This is a genomic window from Ruegeria sp. G12 (assembly GCF_056533565.1).
The window spans coordinates 224,549-250,126 of sequence record NZ_JBQFOO010000005.1 but is presented as its reverse complement, the minus strand read 5'-3'; the positions used below and the strand labels follow the sequence as shown (position 1 = coordinate 250,126).

Below are 25,578 nucleotides of genomic sequence, written 5' to 3'. Positions count from 1 at the left end.
CTTTTCAAGGGATGACATGACGCCAGCACAGAACCAAGTTCTTGCCGAATGCATGATCGAAATGCTCTCGACCATCGGCAAAATCAAAACGCGGTGCAGAGATCGCCATGCTCGCTGCCGGGCACAATCCTGTTCATGAAGACTGTCTTAAGAAAGCCGTCGCAGAAGCGCATTAAGATGCGTGATTTCACCTGAAAACGCAGGCTCGCGGGCTTTCAACTGCCACATAACAAGAGGCCGGATCATGGGTCACAACGGTTACGGAACATTTTGGTCTGGCCCATCCCTCGGCCCGCTGGAACAGGCTTGTCTGTTGTCCTTCGTGCAGGCTGGTCAACCGATCACCCTGTATTCCTATGACCCGCATGTGGAGGGCGTCCCGGACGGGGTTACCCTACGCGATGCGGCGCAAATCTTGCCCCTGGCAGACGGGCTGGAACGCGTACTCTCGAACCATACAGCCCGCTTTTCCGACCTGTTCCGGCTGAAGATGATGCAGGCAGAAAATCTGGTCTGGGTTGATTGCGATGTCTACCTGTTGAAGCCGGTCACCTTCGAGAACAACCTGATCACCGTTGGCCGTGCGTTTAAGGATGGCACCCGGTTTTTATGGAACGGCGTCATGTATCTGGACCCGGGCTCGGATTTATTCGCCGACTACCTGTCGCTGGCCAGCGCCGACACAATCCCGTTCCGTGACGGTTGGGATATCAACGTGGAAACTGGTGTCGACAACAAGTCAGCCCGAGACATGTTCGCCAGATTGGGAGAGGTGAATTTCTTCTCAGACGACCTCCCAAGGAACTTTTTCGGCCCGATTCTGCTGACCCTTTTGGCTTTGGAGCACAAGCAAGCAGAACTGATCCCTCCGTATGTCCACTATCCTTTCGGGGCCCCTAAGCTGCGAAAGAACACTCATGATCCCGTCAGGTTTCCGCTGGCTTACCCGAACCGAAGTGAGACCATTCATTTTTTCGGCTCAATGGTGCGCAAGGCGTGCGGTCGCTACTGGACGCCCGAAACAAAATCCTACGACCGGCTCCCCTCGGGCAGCCTGCTTGAGCAGGCACTCAACGGGACGCTCGCCCGGAACTTCACACAATAAGCCCCATCGCGTGACGCTGGCGAAGGCCCGCCCAGAATTCCCGCGCAGGAAGGGACAAAACCCTCCCGGTTGTTCCACTATACGCCCCATTGGTCGGATATCTACACCACTCTGGATCGCCCCCGCCTGCCCTAAAACCGCAACGGATTGACAAATAAGGCCAACCAGCCCGATGCCTTTTGCTCGGCGGATTTCCGACCAAAAGCACCCGTTGAGCCCTGAAAGCAAAGTGAATTCCGCACAATCCACTCTTGCCACACGCCCTCCTCAATGCCATATCCAAAGAGCATACGTTTTTCTATTTCGACCTGCAGTCTCCTTTTACGGCGCTCAGTCTATCGATACAGACCGACGACGCCAGGCTGCCGCATCCCCGTGGGCAGCATTAAACAGGAGACAACGGACATGCCCGCAGGCACCGTAAAATGGTTCAACACCACCAAAGGCTACGGCTTCATCGCGCCCGAAGAGGGCGGCAAAGACATCTTCGTACACATCTCGGCTGTGGAACGCTCAGGCCTGACCGGTCTGGCTGACAACCAGAAAGTCACGTACGAACTGCGCGCCGGTCGCGATGGTCGCGAAAGCGCCGACAATATCGAGCTTGCATAAGCTTCTGAAAGGGTGAGGGGGTTCTCTCACCCTTTTTCGTTTCGACACAATCTGAGTCGCCTCCGGTCTCGACCCGAGTGGCGATCAGAACACATCACTTTTCAGTTATTTCTGCCCTACAATTGACCAAATCAGCTATCATTTTGAAATAGTGCTAAGATTTATTTGATCATTTGAAGGGGTTCGCAATGTTCACTCGCCGTGTATTTCTGGCCGGAACGGCAGCCAGCCTGCTGCCCGGCGTCGCAAGCGCCAAGAAGGCCGTCGAATACGATCCGACACCGCAATTCGTGCGGATCAAAAAGCAGTTTGTGCCCGGCCAACTTCTGGTCGTTCCGCGCTCGTTCTACCTGTATTATGTGACCGAGCCGCGCAAGGCGGTCCGCTATGGCTGCGGTGTTGGCAAAGCGGGGCTCGAGTTCACGGGTACCGCGACAATCGACGTCAAAAAGGAATGGCCCACCTGGCGACCCACCCAAGAGATGATCGAGCGTGACCCGGTCGCCTACACCAAGTTCAAGGACAATGACTATGTCCAGCCCGGCGGGGGCGACAACCCTCTGGGCGCGCGGGCGCTGTATTTGTTCCAGAACGGGGTCGATACTTACTTCCGCATCCACGGAACCACGCAACCGCAAACAATCGGACGCGCCGCGTCAAATGGGTGTATCCGCATGCTGAACGAGCATGTCATAGATCTGTATAACAGAGTTCCAATCGGAACGGTCGTGACGGTCGTCTGACCGGCCCCTCAGGGGGCCGTCCAATCCACATCTGTCGCTTCTTCGATCGTCAGCAACCCGTCTGGCCAGGGCTGGGCCAAGGCCTTTGCCTGATCCTCAGACCCCGTAAGCCAGACGTCCACCCCAGCCCGATCCAGCAGAACACCCATGCGATGATGGATCGGTTTCACATCGCCATTCGGCTCACAGGTGACCACCGCGAACTGGTCGACCGTCACCCCGCCCGGAGCCTGCCACCTGTCGGTAATCCCGGCAAAGAACAGAGGCGCGCCATCGGCGGATGCGATGCGCCATGCCGTTTTGCGGCGCTTCTCACCGGTCCATTCGTACCAGCCATCAACCGGGACCACGGCACGACCCACGCCCTCGAAAGCCGTTTTGTCAAACACGGTCTCCGATCTGGCGTTGATGATGGTCTCCATTACGGGGCGCCCGCGCGCGTTGACCCGCCCCACCGGGATCATGCCCCAGCGCATGGACACCAATCCGTCCGAGGTCAGCACCACAACCTCCTGCCCCGGCTGGATGTTCCTGCGCGGCGGCTGTGCGGCAACGTCGGGAGTGCCGAGCAGGTCGGCAATCTCAGAAATCGGTCGCGTCAGAAAAAACCGCCCCGGCACAGCTTACTCCCTTTGGCTGGATTCGCGGGTCAGGTCCAGAACGAAGGGCCCCAGCGCTTCGACAATCCGACCCACCCCTTCGGCGTTGGGATGAATGCCGTCCGGCTGCATGAACTGACCAACGGCATTCGGATCGCCATCTGCGGCCAAACCGTCAAAGAAACCGGGCGCGTACAGGGTCTGATACGCCTGCGCCAGTTCCGGATACATCACATCGAAATCCTGCTTGTATTCGACGCCATAGTTTCCGGGGGCCTGCATACCGACCAGCAAAACGGCAACGTCCTCGGCCTCGGCAGCGGTCAGAATGCTTTCAAGGTTGGCCCGAGACACCGCCGGATCGATCCCGCGCAGCAGGTCATTGCCGCCCAGCGCTACGATCATCCCGTCCACCTCGGGCGTCAGCGTCCAGCCGACCCGCGCCGCGCCGCCTGCGGTTGTGTCGCCGGATACGCCTGCGTTGATCAGCCGAACCTCTGCGCCCTGCGTCAGCAACCAGCGTTCAAGCTGAGGGACAAACCCGTCCTCCCGCACCAGCCCATAGCCCTGGGTCAGCGAATCCCCCAAAGCAGCAATCACCACCGGTTCGGCTGTGGCCGCAAAACCGCAACATGCAAACAGCCCCGAGATCAAAGTCTTGCGCAAATCTGTAACTGCTCCATATCCCAAATGACCGGTCCCTTTCGGAAAGCCCAATGACGCACCCTGTCCTGACCCTTCAAAATGCCGCATTGTCGCTGGATGGCAATGCCGGGCGGGTGGATATCCTGCACGACATCAATCTGAGCGTAAAGCAGGGTGAGACGCTCGGGCTGGTTGGCCCATCGGGTTCCGGCAAATCCTCGCTACTGATGCTGATGGGCGGGTTGGAACAGGCCACCGGCGGCAAGGTGACCGCGCTGGGTCAGGACCTGAGCGGAATGGACGAAGACAGCCTGGCCCGTTTTCGCCGCGACCGGATGGGGGTCGTGTTCCAGAATTTCCACCTGATCCCGACCATGACGGCGCTGGAAAACGTGGCCACGCCGCTGGAACTGGCCGGTCACACGGATGCCTTTACCCGCGCCGAAGCAGAATTAGAGGCCGTTGGCCTGTCGCACCGGCGCGATCACTATCCGGCGCAGATGTCTGGGGGCGAGCAGCAGCGCACTGCGCTGGCCCGCGCCTCGGCCCCGCGCCCGCAAATTCTGCTGGCGGATGAGCCCACCGGCAACCTTGATGAGGCAAACGGCACCGCCATCGTCGATCTGCTGTTCGGACTGCGTGACAGGCACGGGGCCACGCTGGTTCTGGTCACGCACAGCCACGCGCTGGCGGCACGCTGCGACCGGGTTGTGCGCCTGCGCGACGGGCGCATTGCCGATGACACCCAGAGCGAGGCGGCGGAATGAGCCTGCACCTTGCCGGGCGGCTGGCCCGGCGCGAGCTGCGCGGCGGCTTGCGCGGGTTTCGCATCTTTCTGGCCTGTCTCGCCCTCGGCGTGGCCGCAATCGCTGCGGTCGGGTCGGTGCGGCACGCGATTCAAGCTGGCCTGACTCGCGAGGGTGCGTCTTTGCTGGGGGGCGACGCGCAGATGGAATTCACCTATCGCTTCGCCACCAACGACGAACGCGCATGGATGGATGGCGCGGCTGAACAGGTTTCCGAGGTGGTGGATTTCCGTTCCATGGCCGTTGCGCCCCGCGACGCAGGGCCGGAACGGGCACTTACGCAGGTGAAAGCTGTGGACGAGGCCTATCCGCTGATCGGAACTGTCACGCTGGACCCGAAGATGCCGTTGCCCGCAGCACTGGACGGAGCCGATGGCCTGCCCGGCGCAGTCATGGATCAGTTGCTCATAGACCGTATGGGTCTTGCCATCGGCGACAGGTTTGCCCTGGGCACGCAGGATTTTGTCCTGATGGCCGCTTTGACAAAGGAACCCGACGGCGCGGCGGACGGGTTCGCCCTCGGACCCCGAACGCTGGTGCGAACGCAGGACCTGCAAGCCTCGGGCCTGTTAGAACCCGGCACCCTGTTTTCGACCAAATACAGGCTAGATCTACCGGATGATGCCGAACTCGCCACCCTGTCAGCGCAGGCCAACACCGCGTTTGACGGCACCGGCATGCGCTGGACCGATGCCCGCAACGGCGCGCCGGGGATCACCGAGTTCGTCACCCGGCTCAGCGCGTTTCTGGTGCTGGTCGGCCTGTCCGGTCTGGCGGTCGGTGGCATCGGCGTCTCTGCCGCCGTTCGTGCCTACCTGACCCAAAAGACCGAGACCATCGCCACCCTGCGGACCTTGGGGGCGGACCGGGCCACGATCTTCCAGACCTATATGATCCAGATCGGCATCCTGTCGGGCGTCGGCATCATCATCGGGCTGCTGCTGGGCGGGTTTGCGCCTTTGGCTCTGGCCCCGATCCTCGAAAGCCGCCTGCCCGTACCGGCAGTGTTTTCCCTCTACCCTCAACCGCTGGCCGAGGCCGCACTCTACGGCGTGTTAACCGCCTTCCTGTTCACCCTCTGGCCGCTCGCCAGAACCGAGAAGGTTCGCGCCGCCACCCTGTTCCGGGACGCGCTGACCTCGGCCAGCGCCATCCCGCGCGCGACCTTTGTCATCGCGACCGGGGTTGGGCTCACCATCCTGATCGCCTCGGCAGCGTGGTTCAGCGGTTCGACCCGACTAACCCTGTGGACCAGCTGCGGGCTGGCCGGGGCGCTTGTCCTGCTGTCGCTGTCCGCCTTTGCGATCCGCCGCTTTGCCCGGTCCGGGGCCCCATGGGCGCGCGGTCGACCCGCGTTCCGATGGGCGCTGTCGGCCATCTCCGACCCGCGCGAGGGGGCCGGGTCAGTTGTCCTGTCCCTTGGCCTCGGCCTGTCGGTGCTGGCGGCGGTTGGACAAATCGACGGCACTTTGCGCAACGCAATCTCGGGCAACCTGCCCGAAATCGCCCCGTCCTATTTCTTTGTCGATATCCAAAAGGACCAGATGCCGGGCTTCACCGAACGGCTTGAAACCGACCCCGCCGTCAGCCGCATCGAAAGCGCCCCGATGCTGCGCGGTATCATCACCCAAATCAACGACCGCCCCGCAGCCGAGGTTGCGGGCGACCACTGGGTACTGGAAGGCGATCGCGGCGTGACCTATTCCGCCCAACCAACCGAGAACACCCGGATCACCGCAGGCAACTGGTGGCCCGAGAACTATACAGGCCCGCCGCAGGTCAGCTTCGCCGCCGAAGAGGCCGAAGAAATGGGCCTGAAACTGGGCGACCAACTCACCGTCAATATCCTGGGGCGCGATATAACGGCGGAACTGACCTCGCTGCGCGAAGTAGATTTCTCGACGGCGGGCATGGGCTTTATCATGTCGATGAACCAAACTGCACTGGCCGGGGCCCCACACAGCTTCATCGCAACGGTCTACGCCGAAGAACAGGCCGAGGCCGCCATTCTGCGCGATGTGGCCGGGCAATATCCCAACGTCACCGCCATCCGGGTTCGGGATGCCATCGACCGTGTCTCGGGCCTGCTGGCGGGGATTGCGGCGGCTACCTCTTACGGGGCGGGCGTGTCGCTACTGACTGGGTTTCTGGTTCTGATCGGCGCAGCCGCCGCAGGCGAACCCGCGCGCCGGTACGAGGCCGCCATTCTAAAAACACTGGGGGCCGACCGGCGGCGCATCCTGCTCAGCTTCGCCCTCCGCGCCATCCTGCTGGGGGCCGCCGCCGGATGCGTTGCGCTGTTTGCAGGAATTCTGGGCGGGTGGGCCGTCGCCACCTATATCTTTGACACCAACTTCTCAGTCATCTGGTCCTCGGCGCTTGGCATCGTCGTGGCCGGGGTTATCGTCACCTTAGGCGCGAGCCTCGTCTTTGCCCTGCGCCCCTTGTCCGTCCGCCCGGCCCGCATTCTGCGCGCCAGCGACTGACTTCAGCGCACGCAAGCGACCGGTTGCAGGATTTTCATCAGCGGATCGTTGTCGCAGATCAGCGCTTCCAGCGTGATGTCGTCAAGCGAGGCATAAAACACCTCGGCCGCATCCTGCAGGGCCAGCCGCAGACGGCAGGCATCAGTCAGCGGGCAGGTGTTGTCGGCATCCGCAAAACACTCGGCAATCGGAAGGGACCCTTCCACATGTCGGAAAATCGCGCCGATATGGATTTGATCTGCCGGGCGCGCCAGCGACATGCCGCCATTACGGCCGCGCTGCGTGCTCAGGAAATCCAGTTGGCTCAGTTGGTTTATCACCTGCGCCAAGTGGTTCTCAGAGATGTTGCAAACCTCGGCAATCTCGGATTTCGTCACCAGCCGGTCGGGGTGGGCGGCGCAGTACATCAGCAACCGCACGGCAATGTTCGTTCGTTTGGTAATCCGCATGGGGACCTCCCAAAAATCAAGATGCGGCCTTATTGCATGTCAGGGAAAAAACCGGTTTGACATACATCAATCGCACCAAAAGGACGCACCCCCAGATGGCAGACCCCTATTTCTTCGGCTATGGCAGCCTGGTGAATCTGGCGACGCATGACTTCCCCGATCCCAGGCCTGCCCGATTGAAGGGGTGGCGCAGGGCATGGCGGCATACCGACCTGCGCCCGGTAGCCTTTCTGACCGCCGTCCCCGATCCAGACTCAGAAATCGAAGGCATGATCGCCCATGTCCCCAAAAACGACTGGGCCGCGCTGGATGAACGGGAATGGGCCTATGACCGCGTCCCTGCGACCGACTCAATCACTCATCCTCTGGCTCATGAGGTTGAAATCGCCGTCTATGCGGTTCCATCCGGCAAACATGCCGAGCCGACAAACCGCCACCCGCTTCTGCTCAGCTATATTGACGTCGTGGTTCAGGGCTATCTGCGCGCCTATGGCCCGGATGGCGCCGACCGCTTCTTTGCCACGACTGACGGCTGGCAGGCCCCGATCCTGAACGACCGCGCCGCCCCCCGCTACCCACGTCACCAACAACTGAACCCCGACGAAACCCGCTTTGTCGACGCCCACCTGACCCGCCTAGACAGCAAGATCGTCCACCAGATCTAACAAAGGGGCAGGCACAGCAGCCCACCCCTTCTTCTGTTCAAAAATACTTCCGTCGGAGACACGCGCCGCAAGGCGCGTTCCCTTACCCCCGCGCGCGGATCACCTGCAGCAAGGGCAGCAGAGCCGCCATTTCCGGCCCCCGCTCCATGCCCGTCAGAGCCTTGCGCAGCGGCATGAAAAGGCCCTTGCCCTTGCGGCCCGTCGCTTCTTTGACAGCTTTGGTCCAGACACCCCAGGTCTCACCATCGAACGGGCCTTCGGGCAGCAGCGCCACGGCCTCGGCGATGAAGTCGCGATCCTCATCGTCGATCAGAGGATCGGCGCCGTCACGACACAGCGCCCACCAGTCCTTGAGGTCCGCCAGCGTGGTGATATTTTCACGCGCCATCGCCCAGAACGGCTCGGCAAGATCAGCGGGCACACCTGCGTCAGCCACAGCATCCGCCACATCAGCCAGCGGCAGCGTTTGCAGGTGTTTCGCGGTCATCGGGAACAGGTCCTGCACATCGAACTTGGTCGGGGCCGCGCCAAAGCGGGTGACATCGAAGCCGTCGATCAGCTCGGCCATTTCCGCGCGCAGCTCGACTGGATCGGAGGACCCCAACCGCGCCATCAGGCTCAGCAGGGCCATCGGCTGCACCCCCTGCTCACGCAGATCACGCAGGGCCAGCGTGCCCAGACGTTTCGACAGCGCCTCGCCCTGTGGACCGGTCAGCAGCGAATGATGTGCAAAGCGCGGGCAGGTGCCGCCCAGCGCCTCGATTATCTGAATCTGCGTCGCCGTATTGGTCACGTGGTCCGAGCCGCGCACCACATCGGTCACGCCCATCTCGGTGTCGTCCACAACCGAGGCAATCGTATAAAGAACCTGACCATCGCCCCGGATCAGGACCGGATCAGAGACCGAGGCCGCGTCGATCGAGATATCGCCCAGAATCCCATCGGCCCATTCGATCCGCTCATGGTTCAGCTTGAACCGCCAGACACCGTTGCCACGCTCGGCGCGCAGCGCCTCTTTCTCAGCCTCCGACAAAGCCAGCGCAGCGCGGTCATAGACCGGCGGTTTGCCCATGTTCAGTTGCTTCTTGCGCTTGAGGTCCAGCTCGGTCGGCGTCTCAAACGCCTCATAGAACCGGCCCATCTCGCGCAGCTTGTCGGCAGCCTCGGCATAACGGTCCAGCCGCTGGGACTGGCGTTCAACGCGGTCCCAATGCAGGCCCAGCCACTCCATATCCTGCTTGATCGCGTCGACATATTCTTCCTTCGACCGCTCGGGGTCAGTATCGTCGATGCGCAGGATGAAGGTGCCGCCTGCCTTGCGGGCGATCAGATAGTTCATCAGGGCGGTGCGCAGGTTGCCCACATGGATGTAACCGGTGGGCGACGGGGCGAAACGGGTGGTGGTCATGGGAGTCTCCTGTTGGCGCGGCTCTTGTCACAGGATGGATGAATTGTCCAGCGAATGAGGGAAACGCGCCAGGCAGCGCAGGCCAGGGCTCAGGTCGGCTCGACTGGCCAGTGCGTCTCAAGGTCTTTCAGCCCGGCGCAGATCAGGTCTGACAGAACATCCAAGTCGATATCCGCCAGCTTGTTCACGTAGAGACAGGACTTGCCCAGCTTGTGTTTCCCCAACCGGGACAGGATATCTCCGAAATCGGCATAGCCGGGCATGATATAGATCGAATGCGCTGCCTTGCGCGGCGAAAACCCGGTGGCCAGAAATTCCCCCTCGCGTCCGGATTTGTAGCGGTAACGGTATTTCCCATACCCGATCATCGACGGGCCCCACATAACAGGTGCATAACCGGTCACTTTGCGGAATAGTGCATCCAGTATGAGTGCCTCGTCCGCTTTACGCGCGGGATGTACCGCGCCCAGAAACCGCGCGACACTGCGCCCAGTGGGGACGGTTTTGTTCTCTGATCGCGACATGAACAAAAATTAACACGTAATGTTCATCTACGCAGCCCATGTGTTGCGGGTACAAAGTGGCAGACGACACTGACCGACCTAGTTGAAGTTCTGATGTTCTGACAGGGAGAACCAAAATGACCATCAATTTGACACGCAGAGCGGCGCTTGGCGCTGCAGCAGCCTTGCCCTTCGCCTCGGCCGCCGCCCCGGTTCTGGCTGCGGGGACCGAGACGAAGGCCAATTCGACCATCGCAAAATCCTTCAAGCTTGGCGATTTCACCGTCACCACTCTGCTCGACGGCAGCCTGCCCCGCGACGGCGCGCAAGAAATTTTCGGCGGCGGGGCCTCGGACGAGGATTTTGCCAAGGTATCAGCAGACAACTTCATCTCGCCCGACGTGGCCCAGTTCTTCTTTACGCCCACGCTGGTCAATACCGGGGCTGAACTGGTTCTGTTCGACACCGGGCTTGGGCAGGGCGGCATTCAGGCGGCGCTGGCGGATGCGGGCGTGACGCCGGATCAGATCGACGTTGTGGTCATCACCCACATGCACCCCGACCATATTGGCGGCATGACCACCAATGACGCAGCAACCTTCCCGAACGCCCGCTATGTCACCGCCGCCCCCGAATATGATTTCTGGGCCGCGCAGGAGGCCGGCAACCGCGTCGGTGATCTGGTGGCCGCCAAGGTCACGCCGCTGGCCGAGAAGATGACCTTTGTCGAAGATGGCAACGACGTTGTATCCGGCGTGACGGCGATGGCGACCTTTGGGCACACGCCGGGCCACATGGTTTATCATCTGGAAAGCAACGGACAGCGCCTGATCCTGACGGCGGATCTGGCCAACCATTATGTCTGGTCGTTTGCACATCCCGAATGGGAGGTCCGCTTTGACATGGACAAAGCCGCCGCAACCGCCTCGCGCCGCAAGGTGTTGGGACTGCTGGCCGCCGACAAGGTGCCGATGATCGGCTACCACATGCCCTTCCCCGCCGCCGGTTATGTGGAAACGCGCGGCGACGGGTTCCGCTTTGTACCGGTCAGCTATCAGATGATGGGCTGAGCGGGTTAGTAGCCCGGGTCCGGCCGCACCTCTGAGCCATCCGTGAAACGGGACAGGCGGAAGGCGGCCGGATCAACACAAGGTGTTGCCCCCGTCACCAGATCAGCCATCAACCGGCCCGCTCCGGGGCCGATGCCAAAGCCGTGTCCCGAGAATCCGGTTGCGATGAACATCCCCGGTAGCGCGTCCACGCCCGAGATCACCGGTATCGCATCCGGCGTCACGTCGATCATGCCCGCCCAGCTTTGAACGATTTCAGCCTGTTCCAGCACCGGAAAGCCTTTGCGCACTTTGGCCCATGTTTTGCGCAGAATCTTCTGCGACGGCTCGGGGTCCAGCACCCGGCACTGTTCGAACGGGGTCACATCGCTGGGCAACCACGACCTGTCCTCGCGCGCCTCGACCAGCCAGCGTTTGGACAGGCGTAAGCGGAGCGATTTCCATTCCTGAGCGAACGCGGGCAGGAATTGCCGGGCCAGCCGGACACTGTCGGGCACCAGGTCCATAGTGTTTTCGTGGCCCGATGCAATCGTGTAGCCGCCGTCCGCCCGTTTTCGGATGGCAAAACCGTCTGACCATAGCGCAGTCTCGGGGCCATTCCCGGCGGGTGATGTGCGCATCACCGTGTTCAGCACCTTTAGCTGCGGCAGGTCGATCCCCGCGTTTCCGGCAAACAGGCGCGACCACGCGCCCCCGGCCAGAACAACACCTGCGCAGGACACCCGCCCGCGCTCGGTAAAGACCCCGGCGACCCGGCCCGCCTGCATGTCGACGCTGCGCACGGCGCAATTGGTCATGACCACAGCGCCCCTGTCGCGGGCTCCTTCCGCAATGGCGGGAGCGGCCCATTGCGGCTCGGCCCGGCCATCCTGCGGCATGTAGAGCGCGCATTGGAACACGTCCTGATGATCCGGCAAGAGGGCGTTTAATTCATCACCCGAAACGATCCGCGCACCGGTCTGCAGCCCTTCGACATTGCGCAGCCAACGTTCCAGGTTTCCAGCGGATCGGTCACCGGAGGCCCCGAACAGAATGCCGGATTGCGTGTATCCGGTCCGGCGGCCCAGACGGGCATCCAGCCCCTGCCAGATGCGCAAAGCCTCTTGCATCAGCGGAATCTCACGCGGATCGCGCATTCCCAGCCGCACCCATCCCCAGTTTCGCGAGCTTTGCTCGCCCGCGATCTGGCCCTTTTCGCACAGCAGCACCGAGAGCCCCCGTTCCGCCAGTTCAAGCGCGGTCGACGTTCCGATGATGCCGCCGCCGATCACGACGACATCCACCGTTTTGGGCAAAGACAGATCAGACTCTACGGGGGTCGGTTTGGGACCGGGCATCAACGGCTCTTACTCAATCGCTCGGACCGCCATGGAGGCGCAGGAACCGGATGCAAGCAACTGGTTTGGCGGGTTACCGCGACGATTGTCGGAACCTGTGGCCAACGTGCAAAAGCCCGGGCCAGAACTTGGGCCCGGGCTGACTTTGGGTTTGGTCAGGTACTTAGGCTGCGCCCGAGAATTCGGCCCATTTCTGACGCAGGACTGCCGAAAGTCCGGCATCCTTATGCGCGTCCAGCGCCGTCACGTCTTCCTGCGACTTCAGGTCCGGGAATTCGGGCCGGCGGATGGGCTCGACCTTGTTGTCCACCGAAGGCTCTTGTTTCAGCATATCCGCGATGGCGGCATCCAGCTTTGCTTCATCCAGCTCCTGCGCCGGAGATTCCATCGTCTTGTACTTCAATGGCCCGTGAAGGGTCTTGTCGTATTCCTCGTACATTTTAACACCAAACCGTTAACTCAGATAAACAGCCCCGGGGTGCTTCACAGTCAGATCAGCTTTCGCCAACGTTCTGCAACTTAGCAGCCTTGCGTCACACCCACCCCACATGAGGCAACTTCCAAGCATAAATGTGGCGGAAAAATGTCAGTCAAACAAGCGAGATAGCCAGAATCGGGCAAAAACATGCTGTATTGAAACGAAGCCGGAAACAGTCGATGAATCTCGGCCCGCACTGTCCCTATTTCAGCGCAAATTCAGCCCCGATCCCGCCAGCGATTCACAATCGGATAGCGCCGGTCCAGCCAGAAGGCACGGCTGGTCAGGCGGGTTCCGGGGGCCGACTGAAACCGTTTGTATTCGCTGATGTAGATCAGATGCTCGACCCGGCGGGCGTCGCTTTCGTCGAACCCGGCGGCGACACAATCGGCAATCGAGCCGTCCTGATCGACGAGTATGTCTAGAATACCGTCCAGCACCGGGTAATCCGGCAGACTGTCGCTGTCCTTCTGATCCGCGCGCAGTTCGGCGCTTGGGGGTTTGTCGATGACCGAGGGGCGGATGACCTCACCCTCGGGGCCCATCATCCAGTCGCGGTGATTGGCGTTGCGCCAGCGGCAGGTCTGAAACACGCGGGTCTTGTACAGGTCCTTGATCGGATTGTAGCCGCCATTCATGTCGCCATAGATCGTGGCATAGCCCACCGCGACCTCGGATTTGTTGCCGGTGGTCAACAGCATCTCGCCAAACTTGTTCGAGATCGCCATCAACAACAGTCCACGTAGCCGAGACTGTATGTTTTCCTCGGTCGGGTCTTCGTCACGCCCCGCAAACAGCGTCGCCAGAGTATCCGTGACCGCCGCGCGGCTGTCCGAGATCGGCACAAAATCATAGTGAACGCCCAGCGCCCTGGCGACCGCCTCGGCGTCATCCAGCGAGGACTGGCTGGTGTATTCCGAGGGCAGCATCACGCAGCGCACATTCTCGGCCCCGATCGCATCCACCGCAATCGTCGCGACCAGCGCGGAATCCACCCCGCCGGACAGACCCAGCAACGCCTTTTTGAACCCGGTCTTGCCCATATAGTCGCGCAGGGACTGCACCATCGCGCGGTAATCCTGCTCCCAAGCATCCGGTTGCGGCACGATCTCAGCCGGGACGATCCGCCAGCTTTCATCGCCGCGCGCAAGGTCCACGTGGGTCACGGTCTCATCGAAAACGGGCATGCGGAAGGCCAGTTCCCCGCCGGGGTTAAGGCCAAAGGTGGCCCCGTCAAAGACCTGATCGTCCTGACCACCCACCATGTTCAGATAAATCAGCGGCAAGCCGGTCTCGATCACGCGGGCGACCATATGGTTCAGACGCACATCGTATTTGTCACGGAAATAGGGCGAGCCATTGGGGATGAGCAGAAACTCGGCCCCGGTCTCTTCCAGCGTTTCGGCCACGTCCGGGTGCCAGCCGTCCTCGCAGATCGGGCTGCCGATTCGGGAATTGCCGACGGAATAGGGCCCGCCCAGAGGGCCTGAGTCATACAGGCGCACCTCATCAAAGACCGTCTCATTCGGCAGGTGATGTTTCAGCACCTTGCTGGTGATCCGACCCCCTTTCAGGATCAGATAGGCATTGTGCAGGCTTTCGCCTTCGACCCACGGCCCACCGATGGCCAGAGCCGGACCGTCCGCGCATTGGGCCGCCAACGCCTCGACCGCGGCCATGGCAGCGCGGTGAAACACCGGTTTCATAACAAGGTCCTGCGTATTGTAACCGGTGATGAACATCTCGGGGAACGCCACCAGATCCGCCCCTGCCGCGCGGCCTTCTTCCCATGCGGCCAAGGCCTTGGCTGCGTTGCCGTCGATATCCCCGACAACGGGGTTAAGCTGCGCCAGAGTAATACGGAAACGGTCGGCCATGCTGCCCTCTTGCCTTCGTCCTTCTATTGCCATTTAGCAGATCACCGCCCGAGTGGAAGACCAATGCGGCAAAAGCCGTTGCTCTGCCCCGTGCGGTGCCCTAGTTTTGCGCCCGGGAAAGCAACCAAGATGACCGGGCAGGCAGAAGCAACCATGAACGTGATCCGCATCTCAGTGACCGCAGGTGTTTTGGCCATAGCGGCAGGTTTTGCCGCTGCGCAGGACACCAATGTTATCATCAAGGATGATGAGGTCGGCGGCGTCTACGAAGGCACATTCGAAAACGGCCTGCGCCACGGAACCGGCACCTATCGCCTGCCCAGCGGGTTCGAGTATTCCGGCCAGTGGGTCGGGGGCGAGATTCAGGGCGAAGGCGTCGCCCGCTTTGCCAATGGCTCGATCTACGAAGGCAGTTTTGCCAAGGGCCAGCCCGAGGGGCACGGCAAGATCACCTATGCCAATGGCGGCAGCTATGAGGGCGACTGGGCCGGTGGTGCGATCAACGGCACCGGCTTGGCCACTTACGCCAATGGGGTCAGCTACGAAGGCGAATTCAAAGATGGCCGCCATCACGGCGCGGGAAAACTTACTGATCCCAGCGGCTATACTTATGAAGGCGACTGGCTGGACGGGGAGAAACTGGGCGCAGGTAAAATCACCCTGGCCGATGGCTCGGTCTATGAGGGCGGAGTGCGGTCTGGGCAACGACACGGATACGGTAAACTGACCCAAGCCGATGGCTTAATCTATGAGGGGCAATGGGTGGATAACCTGATGACCGGCACCGGGCGGCTGACGCTTGCCAATGGCGATGTCTACGAGGGCGAGTTGCTCGAAGGCCGTCGTCAGGGCAAAGGCAAGGAAACCTACGCCAACGGCAACACCTACGAAGGCGATTATTTGGATGACAACCGCCACGGTAAGGGCAGTTTCGTGGGCACCGATGGATACCGCTATACCGGCGACTGGGCGGATGGCCAGATCGAAGGCTTCGGCGAAATCACCTATCCCGACGGCGCGACCTATATCGGCGAACTCAGCGCCGACCTGCCCCACGGCAAAGGGCAGAACACCTATCCCAACGGCACGATCTATGACGGAGAGTGGATCGCCGGCGTGTTCGAGGGCACCGGCAAGGCCACCTATCCCAATGGTGTCGTCTATTCCGGTCAGTTCCGCAACGCGGTCAGCCACGGCACCGGCGTCATCACCTTTGCGAACGGCTATCGCTATGAAGGCGAGTGGGTCGATGGCGTGCGGCAGGGCAAGGGCAAGTCCAGCTTTGCGGACGGCACCGAGTACGAAGGCGATTTCCTCGATGGCAAACGCCACGGCGCGGGCACCATCACGACGCCCGGCGGCTTCACCTATACCGGCGACTGGGTCGAGGGGAAGATCACCGGCATTGGCGTTGCGACCTACAGCACCGGCGATGTGTATGAGGGCGGTTTCCTCGACAACAAACGTCAGGGCGAAGGAACCATGCGCTACGCCAACGGGCAGGAGGAATCGGGCGTCTGGGAGAATGACGAACTGCCCGAACGTAACGCGACTTCAGACGCGACCGAGGCAGAAGATCAGCCCGCTGAGGCTGAGAACACTGATGCCGAAACGGCAACTGAACCATCCGACGGCTGAGCCATTACCACGGCACCGATTTCCCGGCCCAATCGAAGAAGCCGCCCGTATCGGCGGGCGTCAGCGCCCCAATCACGTTCAATAGATTTTCGGCAGCGTCCTGCGGCTCGACCGCCGGATGCCTGCCCAGATATTTCTGTGTAAACGCCGTTTTGACCGTACCGGGATGCAGCGCGACGCAAATCGCCTCGGGATGGGTGCGCGCCAGTTCGATCGCCGCCGTATTCACGATCTGGTTCACTGCAGCCTTGGCGGCGCGATAACTGACCCACCCGCCCGCGCGGTTGTCTCCGATCGACCCGACCCGGGCCGACAGCACCGCAAAGACCGAACGCCCCTTTCTGGGCAACAGCCGCTGCGCCCGACTCAGAACCAGCGCCGGACCGACCGCGTTCAGGGCAAACTGATCCATCATCGCCTGCGCCGACACCGCGCGCAGGGTCTTTTCGGGCTCCGCCCCCTTGATCTCCAACGAGCCCGAAGCGACCAGCACAAGGTCGAACGGGCCGGGTTGTGCGTCCAGCATCCCAAGCGCCGCATCTGGTTGGGTCAGGTCGAACCCTTGGGCAGACCGCGACAGACGCGTCACCGCGACCTGCTGGGTCACCAGCCGGTCGCAGATTGCGCCGCCGATGCCACCCGTCGCGCCGATGATCAGTGCTTTCTCCATGCTCCACACCTAGCGGCCAGACCGACGCGATCAACATGCAATGAACCCAAAGCAGCCCCTTGCAATTTGGTTCTTTTCATTCCCGTTGCGCGCTGTATAACCTGACGGCATGATCAACCACGCAGATATCCCTTTTGCCGCCACCGCCCTTCGCGGTGCGTCTCTGTGTGGCCTACTGATCCTAATCCGCCTCTGAGCGTGCCAACCGGCGCGCCCGCTCAGAGGAGGACGCCCGCGCGCCATAGGCTTTAGGACAGAAGAAGAAAGAGTATCCCATGACAAACGTGACCGACCAAGACCGCGTCTTGATCTTTGACACAACGCTGCGCGACGGCGAACAAAGCCCCGGCGCAACCATGACCCATAACGAAAAGCTGGAAATCGCCGAGCTGCTGGACGAGATGGGCGTCGACATCATCGAAGCCGGGTTCCCCATCGCCTCCGAGGGTGACTTCAAGGCCGTCACCGAGATCGCCCAGCGGTCGAAGAACAGCCGCATCTGCGGGCTTGCGCGTGCCAATTTCGCCGATATCGACCGCTGTTGGGAGGCGGTGAAACACGCAGGCAAAAACCGCATTCACACCTTCATCGGCACCTCTCCGCTGCACCGCGCCATCCCGAACCTGACGCAGGACGAGATGGCCGAGAAGATCCACGAAACCGTCAGCCACGCGCGCAACCTGTGCGAAAACGTGCAATGGTCGCCGATGGATGCAACGCGGACCGAGTGGGACTATCTGTGCCGCGTGATCGAAATTGCGATCAAGGCGGGCGCAACGACGATCAACATCCCCGATACGGTGGGCTATACCGCCCCGATGGAATCCGCCGACCTGATCCAGCGCCTGATCGAAACTGTTCCGGGCGCGGACGAGGTGGTTTTTGCCACCCATTGTCACAACGACCTTGGCATGGCGACCGCGAATTCGCTGGCCGCTGTCGCGGGCGGTGCGCGGCAGATCGAATGCACCATCAACGGCCTTGGCGAACGCGCCGGCAACACCGCGCTGGAGGAGGTGGTGATGGCGCTGCGCACCCGCAACGACATCATGCCTTGGAATACGGGCATCGACACCACCAAGATCATGCATATCTCGCGCCGGGTGGCGACGGTGTCGGGCTTCAACGTCCAGTTCAACAAGGCCATCGTCGGCAAGAATGCCTTTGCCCATGAAAGCGGCATCCACCAGGACGGCATGCTGAAGAACCGCGAGAATTTCGAGATCATGCGCCCCGAGGACATCGGCCTTTCGGGCACCTCGCTGCCCTTGGGCAAACACTCGGGCCGCGCGGCGCTGCGCGACAAGCTGGAAACGCTGGGGTTTGAAGTTGGCGACAACCAGCTCAAGGACATCTTTGTGCGGTTCAAGGATCTGGCCGACCGCAAGAAAGAGGTGTTTGACGACGACCTGATCGCCCTGATGACCCTGGATGAGGCCGATGATCACCTGCAGTTGGTGTCGATGAAAGTCACCTGCGGCACCGGCGGTCAGGCGGAATCGACCGTCGAGCTTGAGGTCGACGGCGCGGATGTCATCGCCACCGAACACGGGGACGGCCCGGTTGATGCGACCTTCAAGGCGATCCGTGCGATCTATCCCAACAAGGCGCATTTGCAACTTTATCAGGTCCACGCCGTCACTGCAGGCACGGATGCGCAGGCGACCGTCTCTGTCCGGCTGGAAGAGGATGGCATGATCGCCACCGGCCAGTCTGCCGATACGGATACGGTAGTGGCTTCGGCCAAAGCCTATCTTCACGCGCTGAACCGTCTGATCGTGCGTCGTGAAAAGGCCGGTCCGGGCGCGGACGCGCGCGAGATCAGCTACAAAGACCTGACCTGAGCGCGGCGGGTGAGACCGGTTTCTTGAAAAGAAACCGTGCCTGAAACTTTCAAAGTTTCAGGCCCCCGGCACCCGCTCAGAGCCGGGCGAACAAAGCCGTCAGGCGTTCAGCCTCCTGCGCCAGCCCAAAGGGCGCGTTCAGCACGAACATGCCCGAACCGACCATCCGATGCCCCTCACGCGCCGGAGGGAACATAACCTCATGGCAGATGGCCTTGGGATAACCTGCCGCTTTCAACGCCGAGATCATCGGCCCATGCCGCCCGTCCGTAAGGATCGGATACCACAGCGCGATCACCCCAACGTTCCACTTGCGGTGCAGCTTGGCGATTACACCCGGCAGGCGGTCGTAGTCCGCTTTCACCTCATAGCTGGGATCGATCAGCATCATCCCACGCCGTGGCGTCGGCGGAAGCAAGGACTGCGCCAGTTCAAACCCGTCTTGCTGATAGACCTTCGCGCCAAACGGCGACATCGCCAACGAAAGCGCCGCATATTCCTGCGGATGCAACTCGGCGAAGTGCAGGCTGTCCTGCGCGCGCAACAGATTGGCCGCAATCAGCGGCGAGCCCGGATAGGCTTCACCACCTTGACGGGCCTGCACCGCCCGCAGCACCCGCGCCATCGGATGATCGGGGCCAAACCAGCCCTCCCGTTGGGCCCGTGTGATCCCGGCTGCGGCTTCGCCCGTTCGAACAGCCTCAACCGCGTCCAGGTGGTACAAGCCACGTCCCGAATGCGTCTCGATATAGCTGAGCGGTTTGTCCTTTTGCGTCAGGTAATCCAGCGTCCACGCCAATAAAGCGTGCTTTTGTACATCAGCCAGATTTCCCGCGTGGTAAATATGTTGATATGAGAGCATTTTGCCTTCTAAAGTCCCTATCAATAAGGCGGAAAGGTGCTGATTGTCGCGGAATCAGCCCTTTTACCGGGCGTGTTGGCACCCTATAAGGCATCCGTCCCGGAACCGTCGAGTCGCGGGCAGTAGAAAAACCGACATACAGGATCACGGAAAACATGGGAATCTTTGGCAATCTGGGCGGCCTGTTCACAGCGGACATGGCGATTGACCTCGGGACAGCGAACACGCTGGTCTATGTCAAGGGGCGCGGTGTGATCCTGTCGGAGCCCTCGGTCGTCGCCTATCACGTCAAGGATGGCGTGAAGAAAGTTCTGGCCGTCGGTGAAGACGCCAAGCTGATGCTGGGCCGGACCCCCGGTTCGATCGAGGCGATCCGCCCGATGCGCGAAGGCGTGATTGCCGATTTCGACACCGCCGAGGAAATGATCAAGCATTTCATCCGCAAGGTGCACAGACGCTCGACCTTTTCCAAACCCAAGATCATCGTCTGCGTTCCGCATGGCGCAACCCCGGTTGAAAAACGCGCCATCCGTCAGTCGGTTCTGTCCGCCGGGGCCCGCCGCGCGGGCCTGATCGCCGAACCCATCGCCGCCGCGATTGGTGCGGGCATGCCGATCACTGACCCGACCGGTAACATGGTTGTCGATATCGGCGGCGGCACCACCGAGGTGGCCGTTCTGTCGCTGGGCGACATCGTTTACGCGCGTTCGGTCCGTGTGGGTGGCGACCGGATGGACGAAGCCATCATCTCGTACCTGCGCCGTCAGCAGAACCTGCTGGTGGGTGAATCCACCGCCGAACGCATCAAGACCACTATCGGCACCGCACGGATGCCCGACGATGGCCGTGGCCAGTCGATGCATATCCGGGGCCGAGACCTGCTGAACGGAGTTCCGAAGGAAATCGAGATCAGCCAGGCGCAGGTGGCTGAAGCGCTCTCGGAACCGGTTCAGCAGATTTGCGAAGCAGTGATGACCGCGCTGGAAACCACGCCGCCTGATCTGGCCGCCGACATCGTGGACCGGGGCGTCATGCTGACCGGCGGCGGCGCGTTGCTGGGCGATCTGGACCTGGCGCTGCGCGAACAGACCGGTCTGGCCGTCTCAATTGCTGACGAAAGCTTGAATTGTGTGGCTTTGGGGACCGGCAAAGCCCTGGAATATGAAAAACAGCTGCGCCACGCGATTGACTACGAAAGCTAAGGCGCGCACCCTTTGCAGATAGGGTAAATTCGGCACGGGCAGCACGGGAAGGTAACCTGTGGCAAAAGACCGATCACAGCGCGACGAATACACGACCCCTCTGCGCCGCTTGCTGCTGGGGATCGTGGTCCTGTGCCTGATGGGCATCTTTCTGGTCTGGCGCATCGACAGCCCGCGTGTGGAACGGTTCCGCGCACAGGTGGTGGACAAGGTCGTGCCCTCCATGGAATGGGCAATGGTGCCTGTGACCGCCACCGTCAACCTGATCCGGGATTTCAAAAGCTACCAGCGGCTGAGCGAACAGAACCGCGAATTGCGTAGCGAGCTGCGCCTGATGCGCGCCTGGAAAGAGGCCGCCCTGCAGCTGGAACAGGAAAACGCACGGCTGCTGGACCTGAACAACGTCCGCCTTGATCCGCGCCTGACCTATATCACCGGCGTTGTGATGGCCGATAGCGGCTCGCCCTTCCGGCAATCGGTTCTGCTGAACGTCGGTGAACGGGACGGTATCGTCGATGGCTGGGCAACGATGGACGGCATCGGGCTGGTCGGGCGGATTTCCGGCGTTGGCGCGGACACCGCCCGGGTGATCCTGATGACGGATGCCTCAAGCGCGATCCCCGCTACCATTCAGCCCTCGGGCCAGACCGCCCTGATCAAAGGCGACAACACCCCCGCCCCTGCCATCGAGTTTCTGGAAAATCGCGAACTGGTGCGACCCGGTGACCGGGTCATAACATCCGGCGATGGCGGGGTGTTTCCCGCCGGTCTGCTGATCGGGCAGATTGCGGCGGACCCCGGCGGCCGGTTGCGCGTGCGCCTCTCCGCCGATTTCGAACGGCTGGAATTCCTGCGGGTTCTGCGCTTTAACGCTGCCCCACGCATTAACGACCCCGGAGGCATCGTTGGTCCCACCCGCCCCGAAGCTGCCCTGACACCCGAGGAGGCCGTCGATGGATAAACCGGCCTCTCACAACTGGGGAATGCGCGGGCTTTATGTCTTGCTGACCGTTCTGGTGCTGTTTCTGCACCTGCTGCCGCTGAACACGCCGCCGGATCGGTGGCCGTTTCCCGACGTACTGATCGCGCTGACTTTTGCCTGGGTCCTGCGGCGACCGGACTATGTACCGACCCTGCTGATTGCCGCTGCGATGCTGATGTCGGACCTGCTGCTGCAACGCCCACCCGGCCTGATGGCGGCGCTGGTGGTGCTTGGCGCAGCTTATCTGCGGTCTGCGGCTCCGGGCATGCGGGATGCCGGTTTCGTGGGCGAGTGGTCGTCGGTCTCAGTCGTGATTACCGCCATCTTTCTGACCAACCGCATTGTCCTGTCCGTTCTGTCCGTCGAACAAACCTCACTGACCCCCGTGGCCGTGCAACTGGTTCTGACCGTGTTGGCCTATCCCCTGATCGTTTGGCTCAGCCAAAGCGTCTTTGGCATCCGCCGCATGTCCTCGGCGGATGCAAGCGCAGTGGGGTCGCGGGTATGAAGCAGCGCAAGCCCAAATCTCAGGGACTGGCCTATAAACGCCTGCCGCGGCGAGCGCTGGTTCTGGGCGGGCTGCAAGCCGCGTTTGTCGGCGGGCTGGCGGCGCGGATGCGGTTCATGCAGGTGGATCAGGCCGACGAATACCGGCTGCTGGCCGAGGAAAACCGCATCAACATCCGCCTGATCCCGCCAAACCGGGGCCGGATTTACGACCGCAACGGGCAGATCATCGGCCAGAACTCTCCGTCCTACCGCATTGTGATCGTGCGCGAGGATGCAGGCGACGTGGACAAGGTGATCGCCAAACTGTCCGAGTTGATCCCGCTGAACGAAGATGAGATCGAACGCGCTCGCACCGAAATGCGCCGCACCGCACCGTTCCTGCCGGTCACGCTGGCCGATCAGGTGACGTGGGAAGATATCTCGAAAGTTGCGGTCAACACCCCGGCCCTACCCGGTGTCACGCCCGAGGTCGGCCAAACGCGCCAATACCCCCGCTACGAGGATTTCGCCCATATCGTGGGTTATGTCGGCCCGGTCAGCGACTATGACCTCAGCCAGATCGAAGACCCCGAGCCAGTGCTGCGTATCCCCCGGTTCCAGATCGGCAAGGTAGGGCTGGAAGCGAGACAGGAGATCTCACTGCGCGGCAAAGCCGGGGCCAAACGGGTCGAGGTCAACGCCACCGGTCGCGTGATGCGCGAGTTGGACCGGCAGGAGGGCCAGCCCGGCGCCGATCTACAACTGTCCGTCGACGCAGACCTGCAGCAATACGCCCAAGCCCGATTGGCCGGAGAAAGCGCCGCCGCCGTCGTCATCGATTGCGAAACCGGCGATCTGCGCGCGATGGCCTCGGCCCCTAGTTTCGATCCCAATCTGTTCGTGCGCGGTATCTCGGTCGCAGACTACCAGATACTGACGCAGGACAAGTATCGCCCACTGGCGAACAAAACTGTCCAGGGCACCTACCCGCCGGGTTCAACCTTTAAGATGGTCACGGCGCTGGCCGCGCTTGAGGCCGGTGTCATCGGCCCGGGCAATACAGTTTACTGCCCCGGTCATCTGAAAGTCGGCAGCCGCCGCTTCCACTGCTGGAAACGCGGGGGGCACGGGATGGTCGATCTGGATACTTCCCTGAAACGCAGTTGCGACGTCTACTATTACGATGTTGCGATAAAGGTCGGGATCGACAAGATTTCGGACATGGCTCGCACCCTTGGACTGGGCATCAAGCACGACATACCAATGTCAGCGGTGCGCGCCGGATTGGCCCCCAATCAGGACTGGAAACGCCGGGTTCACGGCGAAGAGTGGCTGATCGGCGATACGGCCAACGCCTCGATCGGGCAGGGCTTCATGCTGGCCTCGCCGATGCAACTGGCGGTGATGACCGCGCGGATCGCAACCGGTCGTGCCGTCACGCCTCGGCTGGTGCGATCCATTGACGGGATCGAACAGCCCAGCGGTGCGGGTGAGCCGCTGGGCCTCAACCCGTCCAACCTGCACCACATCCGCGAGGCGATGTGGGCCGTCTCGAACGACCGGCGCGGAACGGCTTATCGCAGCCGCATCATCGCGAATGAGTTCCGCATGGCGGGCAAAACCGGTACCAGTCAAGTCCGCAACATCACCAAGGCGGAACGGGCAGCAGGCGTGATCCGCAACGAGGATCTGCCGTGGGAACGCCGCGACCACGCGCTATACGTCAGCTTCGCGCCCTACGACAATCCGAAATACGCCATTGCGGTGGTGGTCGAACATGGCGGCGGCGGGTCCAAGGCAGCGGCCCCGGTGGCGCGCGATATCATGCTGCAGGCGCTTTACAACGGCACGCCTCCGCTCGAAGCCTACCCCGTCGCCGACCGCGACCGCATCAAGGAACAGCAAAAACGGCTCGAGGGCGACCGCCGCCCCAAAGCGCGTCCTGACGAAAAGGACCGCGCATGAGCTATCTTGAATATGCCGTAAAATCCACGCCATCGGGGTTCCGCAAATTTCTGTATATGAACTGGCCCCTGACGCTGCTGCTGATCAGCACCGCCAGCGCCGGGTTCCTGATGCTGTTCTCAGTCGCGGGCGGCTCGTGGCGGCCCTGGGCCGAGCCGCAGATGGAACGTTTTGGCCTGGGCCTGACGGCCATGTTCATTATCGCACTGGTGCCGATCTGGTTCTGGCGGAACATGTCTGTGGTGGCCTATCTCGGGTCAATCGCCCTGCTGGTTTTCGTTGAACTCTTCGGAACCATCGGCATGGGCGCGCAACGCTGGATCGACCTTGGGTTCATGCGGCTGCAACCATCCGAGGTCATGAAAGTCACGCTGGTGATGCTGTTGGCGGCTTATTACGATTGGCTGCCGTCGCACAAAACCTCACGCCCTTTGTGGGTGTTGATCCCGGTCATCCTGATCCTGATCCCAACCTTCATGGTTCTGCGCCAGCCGGACCTTGGCACTTCGATCCTGCTGCTGGCTGCGGGTGGAGGACTGATGTTCCTCGCCGGTGTGCACTGGGCCTATTTTGCCGCCGTCATAGCCGCCGTTGTCGGGCTAATTGCAGCGGTATTCAACAGCCGGGGGACCGAGTGGCAATTGCTGAAGGATTACCAGTTCCGCCGCATCGACACGTTTCTGGACCCCTCGACCGATCCGCTGGGCGCGGGCTATCACATCACGCAATCGAAAATCGCGCTGGGATCGGGCGGCTGGAATGGCCGAGGCTTCATGCAGGGCACGCAGTCCCGCCTGAACTTCCTGCCCGAGAAGCACACCGACTTCATCTTCACCACTCTGGCTGAAGAGTTCGGCTTTGTCGGCGGCATCACCCTGCTGGTGCTTTACGCGCTGATCCTGGTCTTTTGCATGGTCACGGCACTATCGACCAAAGACCGGTTCTCGTCGCTGGTCACATTGGGCATCGCGCTGAACTTCTTCCTGTTCTTTGCCGTGAACATGTCGATGGTCATGGGGCTGGCCCCGGTTGTCGGCGTGCCGCTGCCTCTGGTCAGCTATGGCGGTTCGGCGATGCTGGTCCTGATGGCCGCCTTCGGCATCGTGCAAAGCGCCCATATCCACCGGCCCCGCTGATCTGAAA

24 protein-coding genes are annotated in these 25,578 nt (G+C 61.7%); 14 read left to right on the top strand and 10 right to left on the bottom strand.

Going from position 1 to position 25,578, the window contains the following annotated elements:
- Positions 1-244: 244 nt before the first annotated feature.
- The 3 genes from ACR0JN_RS13745 (at position 245) to ACR0JN_RS13735 (ending at position 2,460) form a co-directional block, all read left to right on the top strand.
- Complete coding sequence (locus tag ACR0JN_RS13745) at positions 245-1,105, top strand: hypothetical protein (RefSeq protein WP_480886332.1); 861 nt, start codon at positions 245-247, stop codon at positions 1,103-1,105.
- Positions 1,106-1,510: 405 nt separating this feature from the next.
- The gene (locus ACR0JN_RS13740; protein WP_480614380.1) at positions 1,511-1,717 is read left to right on the top strand and encodes a cold-shock protein; all 207 of its coding nucleotides are present in this window, start codon (positions 1,511-1,513) and stop codon (positions 1,715-1,717) included.
- A 188-nt stretch (positions 1,718-1,905) separates the two neighbouring features.
- Entirely contained in the window at positions 1,906-2,460 is a 555-nt protein-coding gene (locus ACR0JN_RS13735; RefSeq protein ID WP_480886330.1) for a L,D-transpeptidase, read from the top strand.
- Between the two features lie 8 nt (positions 2,461-2,468).
- On the opposite strand, the gene ACR0JN_RS13730 is transcribed toward ACR0JN_RS13735, so the two are convergent.
- Positions 2,469-3,080, bottom strand: a complete 612-nt coding sequence (locus tag ACR0JN_RS13730) for an SOS response-associated peptidase (protein WP_480886328.1) — start codon at positions 3,078-3,080, stop codon at positions 2,469-2,471.
- Between the two features lie 3 nt (positions 3,081-3,083).
- Positions 3,084-3,725, bottom strand: a complete 642-nt coding sequence (locus tag ACR0JN_RS13725; protein ID WP_480886325.1) for an arylesterase — start codon at positions 3,723-3,725, stop codon at positions 3,084-3,086.
- Between the two features lie 50 nt (positions 3,726-3,775).
- On the opposite strand from ACR0JN_RS13725, the gene ACR0JN_RS13720 reads away from it, so the two are divergent.
- On the top strand, positions 3,776-4,471 hold the full coding sequence (locus tag ACR0JN_RS13720; RefSeq protein WP_480886324.1) for an ABC transporter ATP-binding protein: 696 nt from the start codon (positions 3,776-3,778) through the stop codon (positions 4,469-4,471).
- On the top strand, positions 4,468-6,996 hold the full coding sequence (locus tag ACR0JN_RS13715; protein WP_480886322.1) for an ABC transporter permease: 2,529 nt from the start codon (positions 4,468-4,470) through the stop codon (positions 6,994-6,996). The genes ACR0JN_RS13720 and ACR0JN_RS13715 overlap by 4 nt, the downstream gene beginning before the upstream one ends.
- Positions 6,997-6,998: 2 nt before the next feature.
- Here the strand turns inward: ACR0JN_RS13715 and ACR0JN_RS13710 are convergent, their stop codons facing one another.
- Entirely contained in the window at positions 6,999-7,445 is a 447-nt protein-coding gene (locus ACR0JN_RS13710; RefSeq protein ID WP_480817577.1) for an RrF2 family transcriptional regulator, read from the bottom strand.
- A 95-nt stretch (positions 7,446-7,540) separates the two neighbouring features.
- On the opposite strand from ACR0JN_RS13710, the gene ACR0JN_RS13705 reads away from it, so the two are divergent.
- Positions 7,541-8,110 carry a gamma-glutamylcyclotransferase family protein gene (locus tag ACR0JN_RS13705; protein ID WP_480886321.1) on the top strand — a complete coding sequence of 190 codons (570 nt, stop codon included), beginning with the start codon at positions 7,541-7,543 and terminating at the stop codon, positions 8,108-8,110.
- An 82-nt stretch (positions 8,111-8,192) separates the two neighbouring features.
- On the opposite strand, the gene gltX is transcribed toward ACR0JN_RS13705, so the two are convergent.
- Both gltX and ACR0JN_RS13695 read right to left on the bottom strand, forming a co-directional pair.
- Positions 8,193-9,518 (bottom strand): glutamate--tRNA ligase, encoded by a 1,326-nt coding sequence (gene gltX / locus ACR0JN_RS13700; protein WP_480886319.1) that lies wholly within the window; start codon positions 9,516-9,518, stop codon positions 8,193-8,195.
- Between the two features lie 89 nt (positions 9,519-9,607).
- The gene (locus tag ACR0JN_RS13695) at positions 9,608-10,042 is read right to left on the bottom strand and encodes a DUF1801 domain-containing protein (RefSeq protein ID WP_480886315.1); all 435 of its coding nucleotides are present in this window, start codon (positions 10,040-10,042) and stop codon (positions 9,608-9,610) included.
- Positions 10,043-10,158: 116 nt separating this feature from the next.
- On the opposite strand from ACR0JN_RS13695, the gene ACR0JN_RS13690 reads away from it, so the two are divergent.
- Entirely contained in the window at positions 10,159-11,091 is a 933-nt protein-coding gene (locus ACR0JN_RS13690) for an MBL fold metallo-hydrolase (protein ID WP_480817581.1), read from the top strand.
- Positions 11,092-11,096: 5 nt separating this feature from the next.
- Here ACR0JN_RS13690 and ACR0JN_RS13685 read toward each other — a convergent pair whose 3' ends face one another.
- From ACR0JN_RS13685 to ACR0JN_RS13675, 3 genes are all read right to left on the bottom strand, one after another.
- Positions 11,097-12,428 (bottom strand): NAD(P)/FAD-dependent oxidoreductase, encoded by a 1,332-nt coding sequence (locus tag ACR0JN_RS13685; RefSeq protein ID WP_480886312.1) that lies wholly within the window; start codon positions 12,426-12,428, stop codon positions 11,097-11,099.
- 163 nt (positions 12,429-12,591) lie between these two features.
- Positions 12,592-12,867 carry a hypothetical protein gene (locus ACR0JN_RS13680; RefSeq protein ID WP_480817583.1) on the bottom strand — a complete coding sequence of 92 codons (276 nt, stop codon included), beginning with the start codon at positions 12,865-12,867 and terminating at the stop codon, positions 12,592-12,594.
- A gap of 257 nt (positions 12,868-13,124) precedes the next feature.
- On the bottom strand, positions 13,125-14,783 hold the full coding sequence (locus ACR0JN_RS13675) for an NAD+ synthase (protein WP_480886309.1): 1,659 nt from the start codon (positions 14,781-14,783) through the stop codon (positions 13,125-13,127).
- A gap of 129 nt (positions 14,784-14,912) precedes the next feature.
- Between ACR0JN_RS13675 and ACR0JN_RS13670 the strand changes: the two genes are divergently transcribed.
- Complete coding sequence (locus ACR0JN_RS13670; protein WP_480886307.1) at positions 14,913-16,421, top strand: MORN repeat-containing protein; 1,509 nt, start codon at positions 14,913-14,915, stop codon at positions 16,419-16,421.
- 4 nt (positions 16,422-16,425) lie between these two features.
- Here ACR0JN_RS13670 and ACR0JN_RS13665 read toward each other — a convergent pair whose 3' ends face one another.
- A complete protein-coding gene (locus ACR0JN_RS13665) occupies positions 16,426-17,091 on the bottom strand; it encodes an SDR family NAD(P)-dependent oxidoreductase (RefSeq protein WP_480886304.1) in 666 nt (221 codons plus the stop codon).
- A gap of 275 nt (positions 17,092-17,366) precedes the next feature.
- Between ACR0JN_RS13665 and ACR0JN_RS13660 the strand changes: the two genes are divergently transcribed.
- Positions 17,367-18,935, top strand: a complete 1,569-nt coding sequence (locus ACR0JN_RS13660; protein WP_480886301.1) for a 2-isopropylmalate synthase — start codon at positions 17,367-17,369, stop codon at positions 18,933-18,935.
- A gap of 76 nt (positions 18,936-19,011) precedes the next feature.
- Here the strand turns inward: ACR0JN_RS13660 and ACR0JN_RS13655 are convergent, their stop codons facing one another.
- Entirely contained in the window at positions 19,012-19,797 is a 786-nt protein-coding gene (locus ACR0JN_RS13655) for a 23S rRNA (adenine(2030)-N(6))-methyltransferase RlmJ (protein ID WP_480886299.1), read from the bottom strand.
- A gap of 155 nt (positions 19,798-19,952) precedes the next feature.
- Between ACR0JN_RS13655 and ACR0JN_RS13650 the strand changes: the two genes are divergently transcribed.
- From ACR0JN_RS13650 to rodA, 5 genes are read left to right on the top strand one after another with little or no spacing between them, the layout of a single operon-like run.
- Positions 19,953-20,999: a rod shape-determining protein gene (locus ACR0JN_RS13650; protein WP_480614337.1), complete on the top strand. Its 1,047-nt coding sequence runs from the start codon at positions 19,953-19,955 to the stop codon at positions 20,997-20,999.
- Positions 21,000-21,057: 58 nt separating this feature from the next.
- Positions 21,058-21,960, top strand: coding sequence for a rod shape-determining protein MreC (gene mreC, locus ACR0JN_RS13645; RefSeq protein ID WP_480886297.1), 903 nt, complete (start codon positions 21,058-21,060; stop codon positions 21,958-21,960).
- Positions 21,953-22,489, top strand: coding sequence for a rod shape-determining protein MreD (locus ACR0JN_RS13640; RefSeq protein ID WP_480886295.1), 537 nt, complete (start codon positions 21,953-21,955; stop codon positions 22,487-22,489). Before mreC ends, ACR0JN_RS13640 begins: the two co-directional genes overlap by 8 nt.
- The gene (gene mrdA, locus ACR0JN_RS13635; RefSeq protein ID WP_480886293.1) at positions 22,486-24,435 is read left to right on the top strand and encodes a penicillin-binding protein 2; all 1,950 of its coding nucleotides are present in this window, start codon (positions 22,486-22,488) and stop codon (positions 24,433-24,435) included. Before ACR0JN_RS13640 ends, mrdA begins: the two co-directional genes overlap by 4 nt.
- Positions 24,432-25,571 (top strand): rod shape-determining protein RodA, encoded by a 1,140-nt coding sequence (gene rodA / locus ACR0JN_RS13630; protein WP_480886290.1) that lies wholly within the window; start codon positions 24,432-24,434, stop codon positions 25,569-25,571. The genes mrdA and rodA overlap by 4 nt, the downstream gene beginning before the upstream one ends.
- Positions 25,572-25,578: the final 7 nt, after the last annotated feature.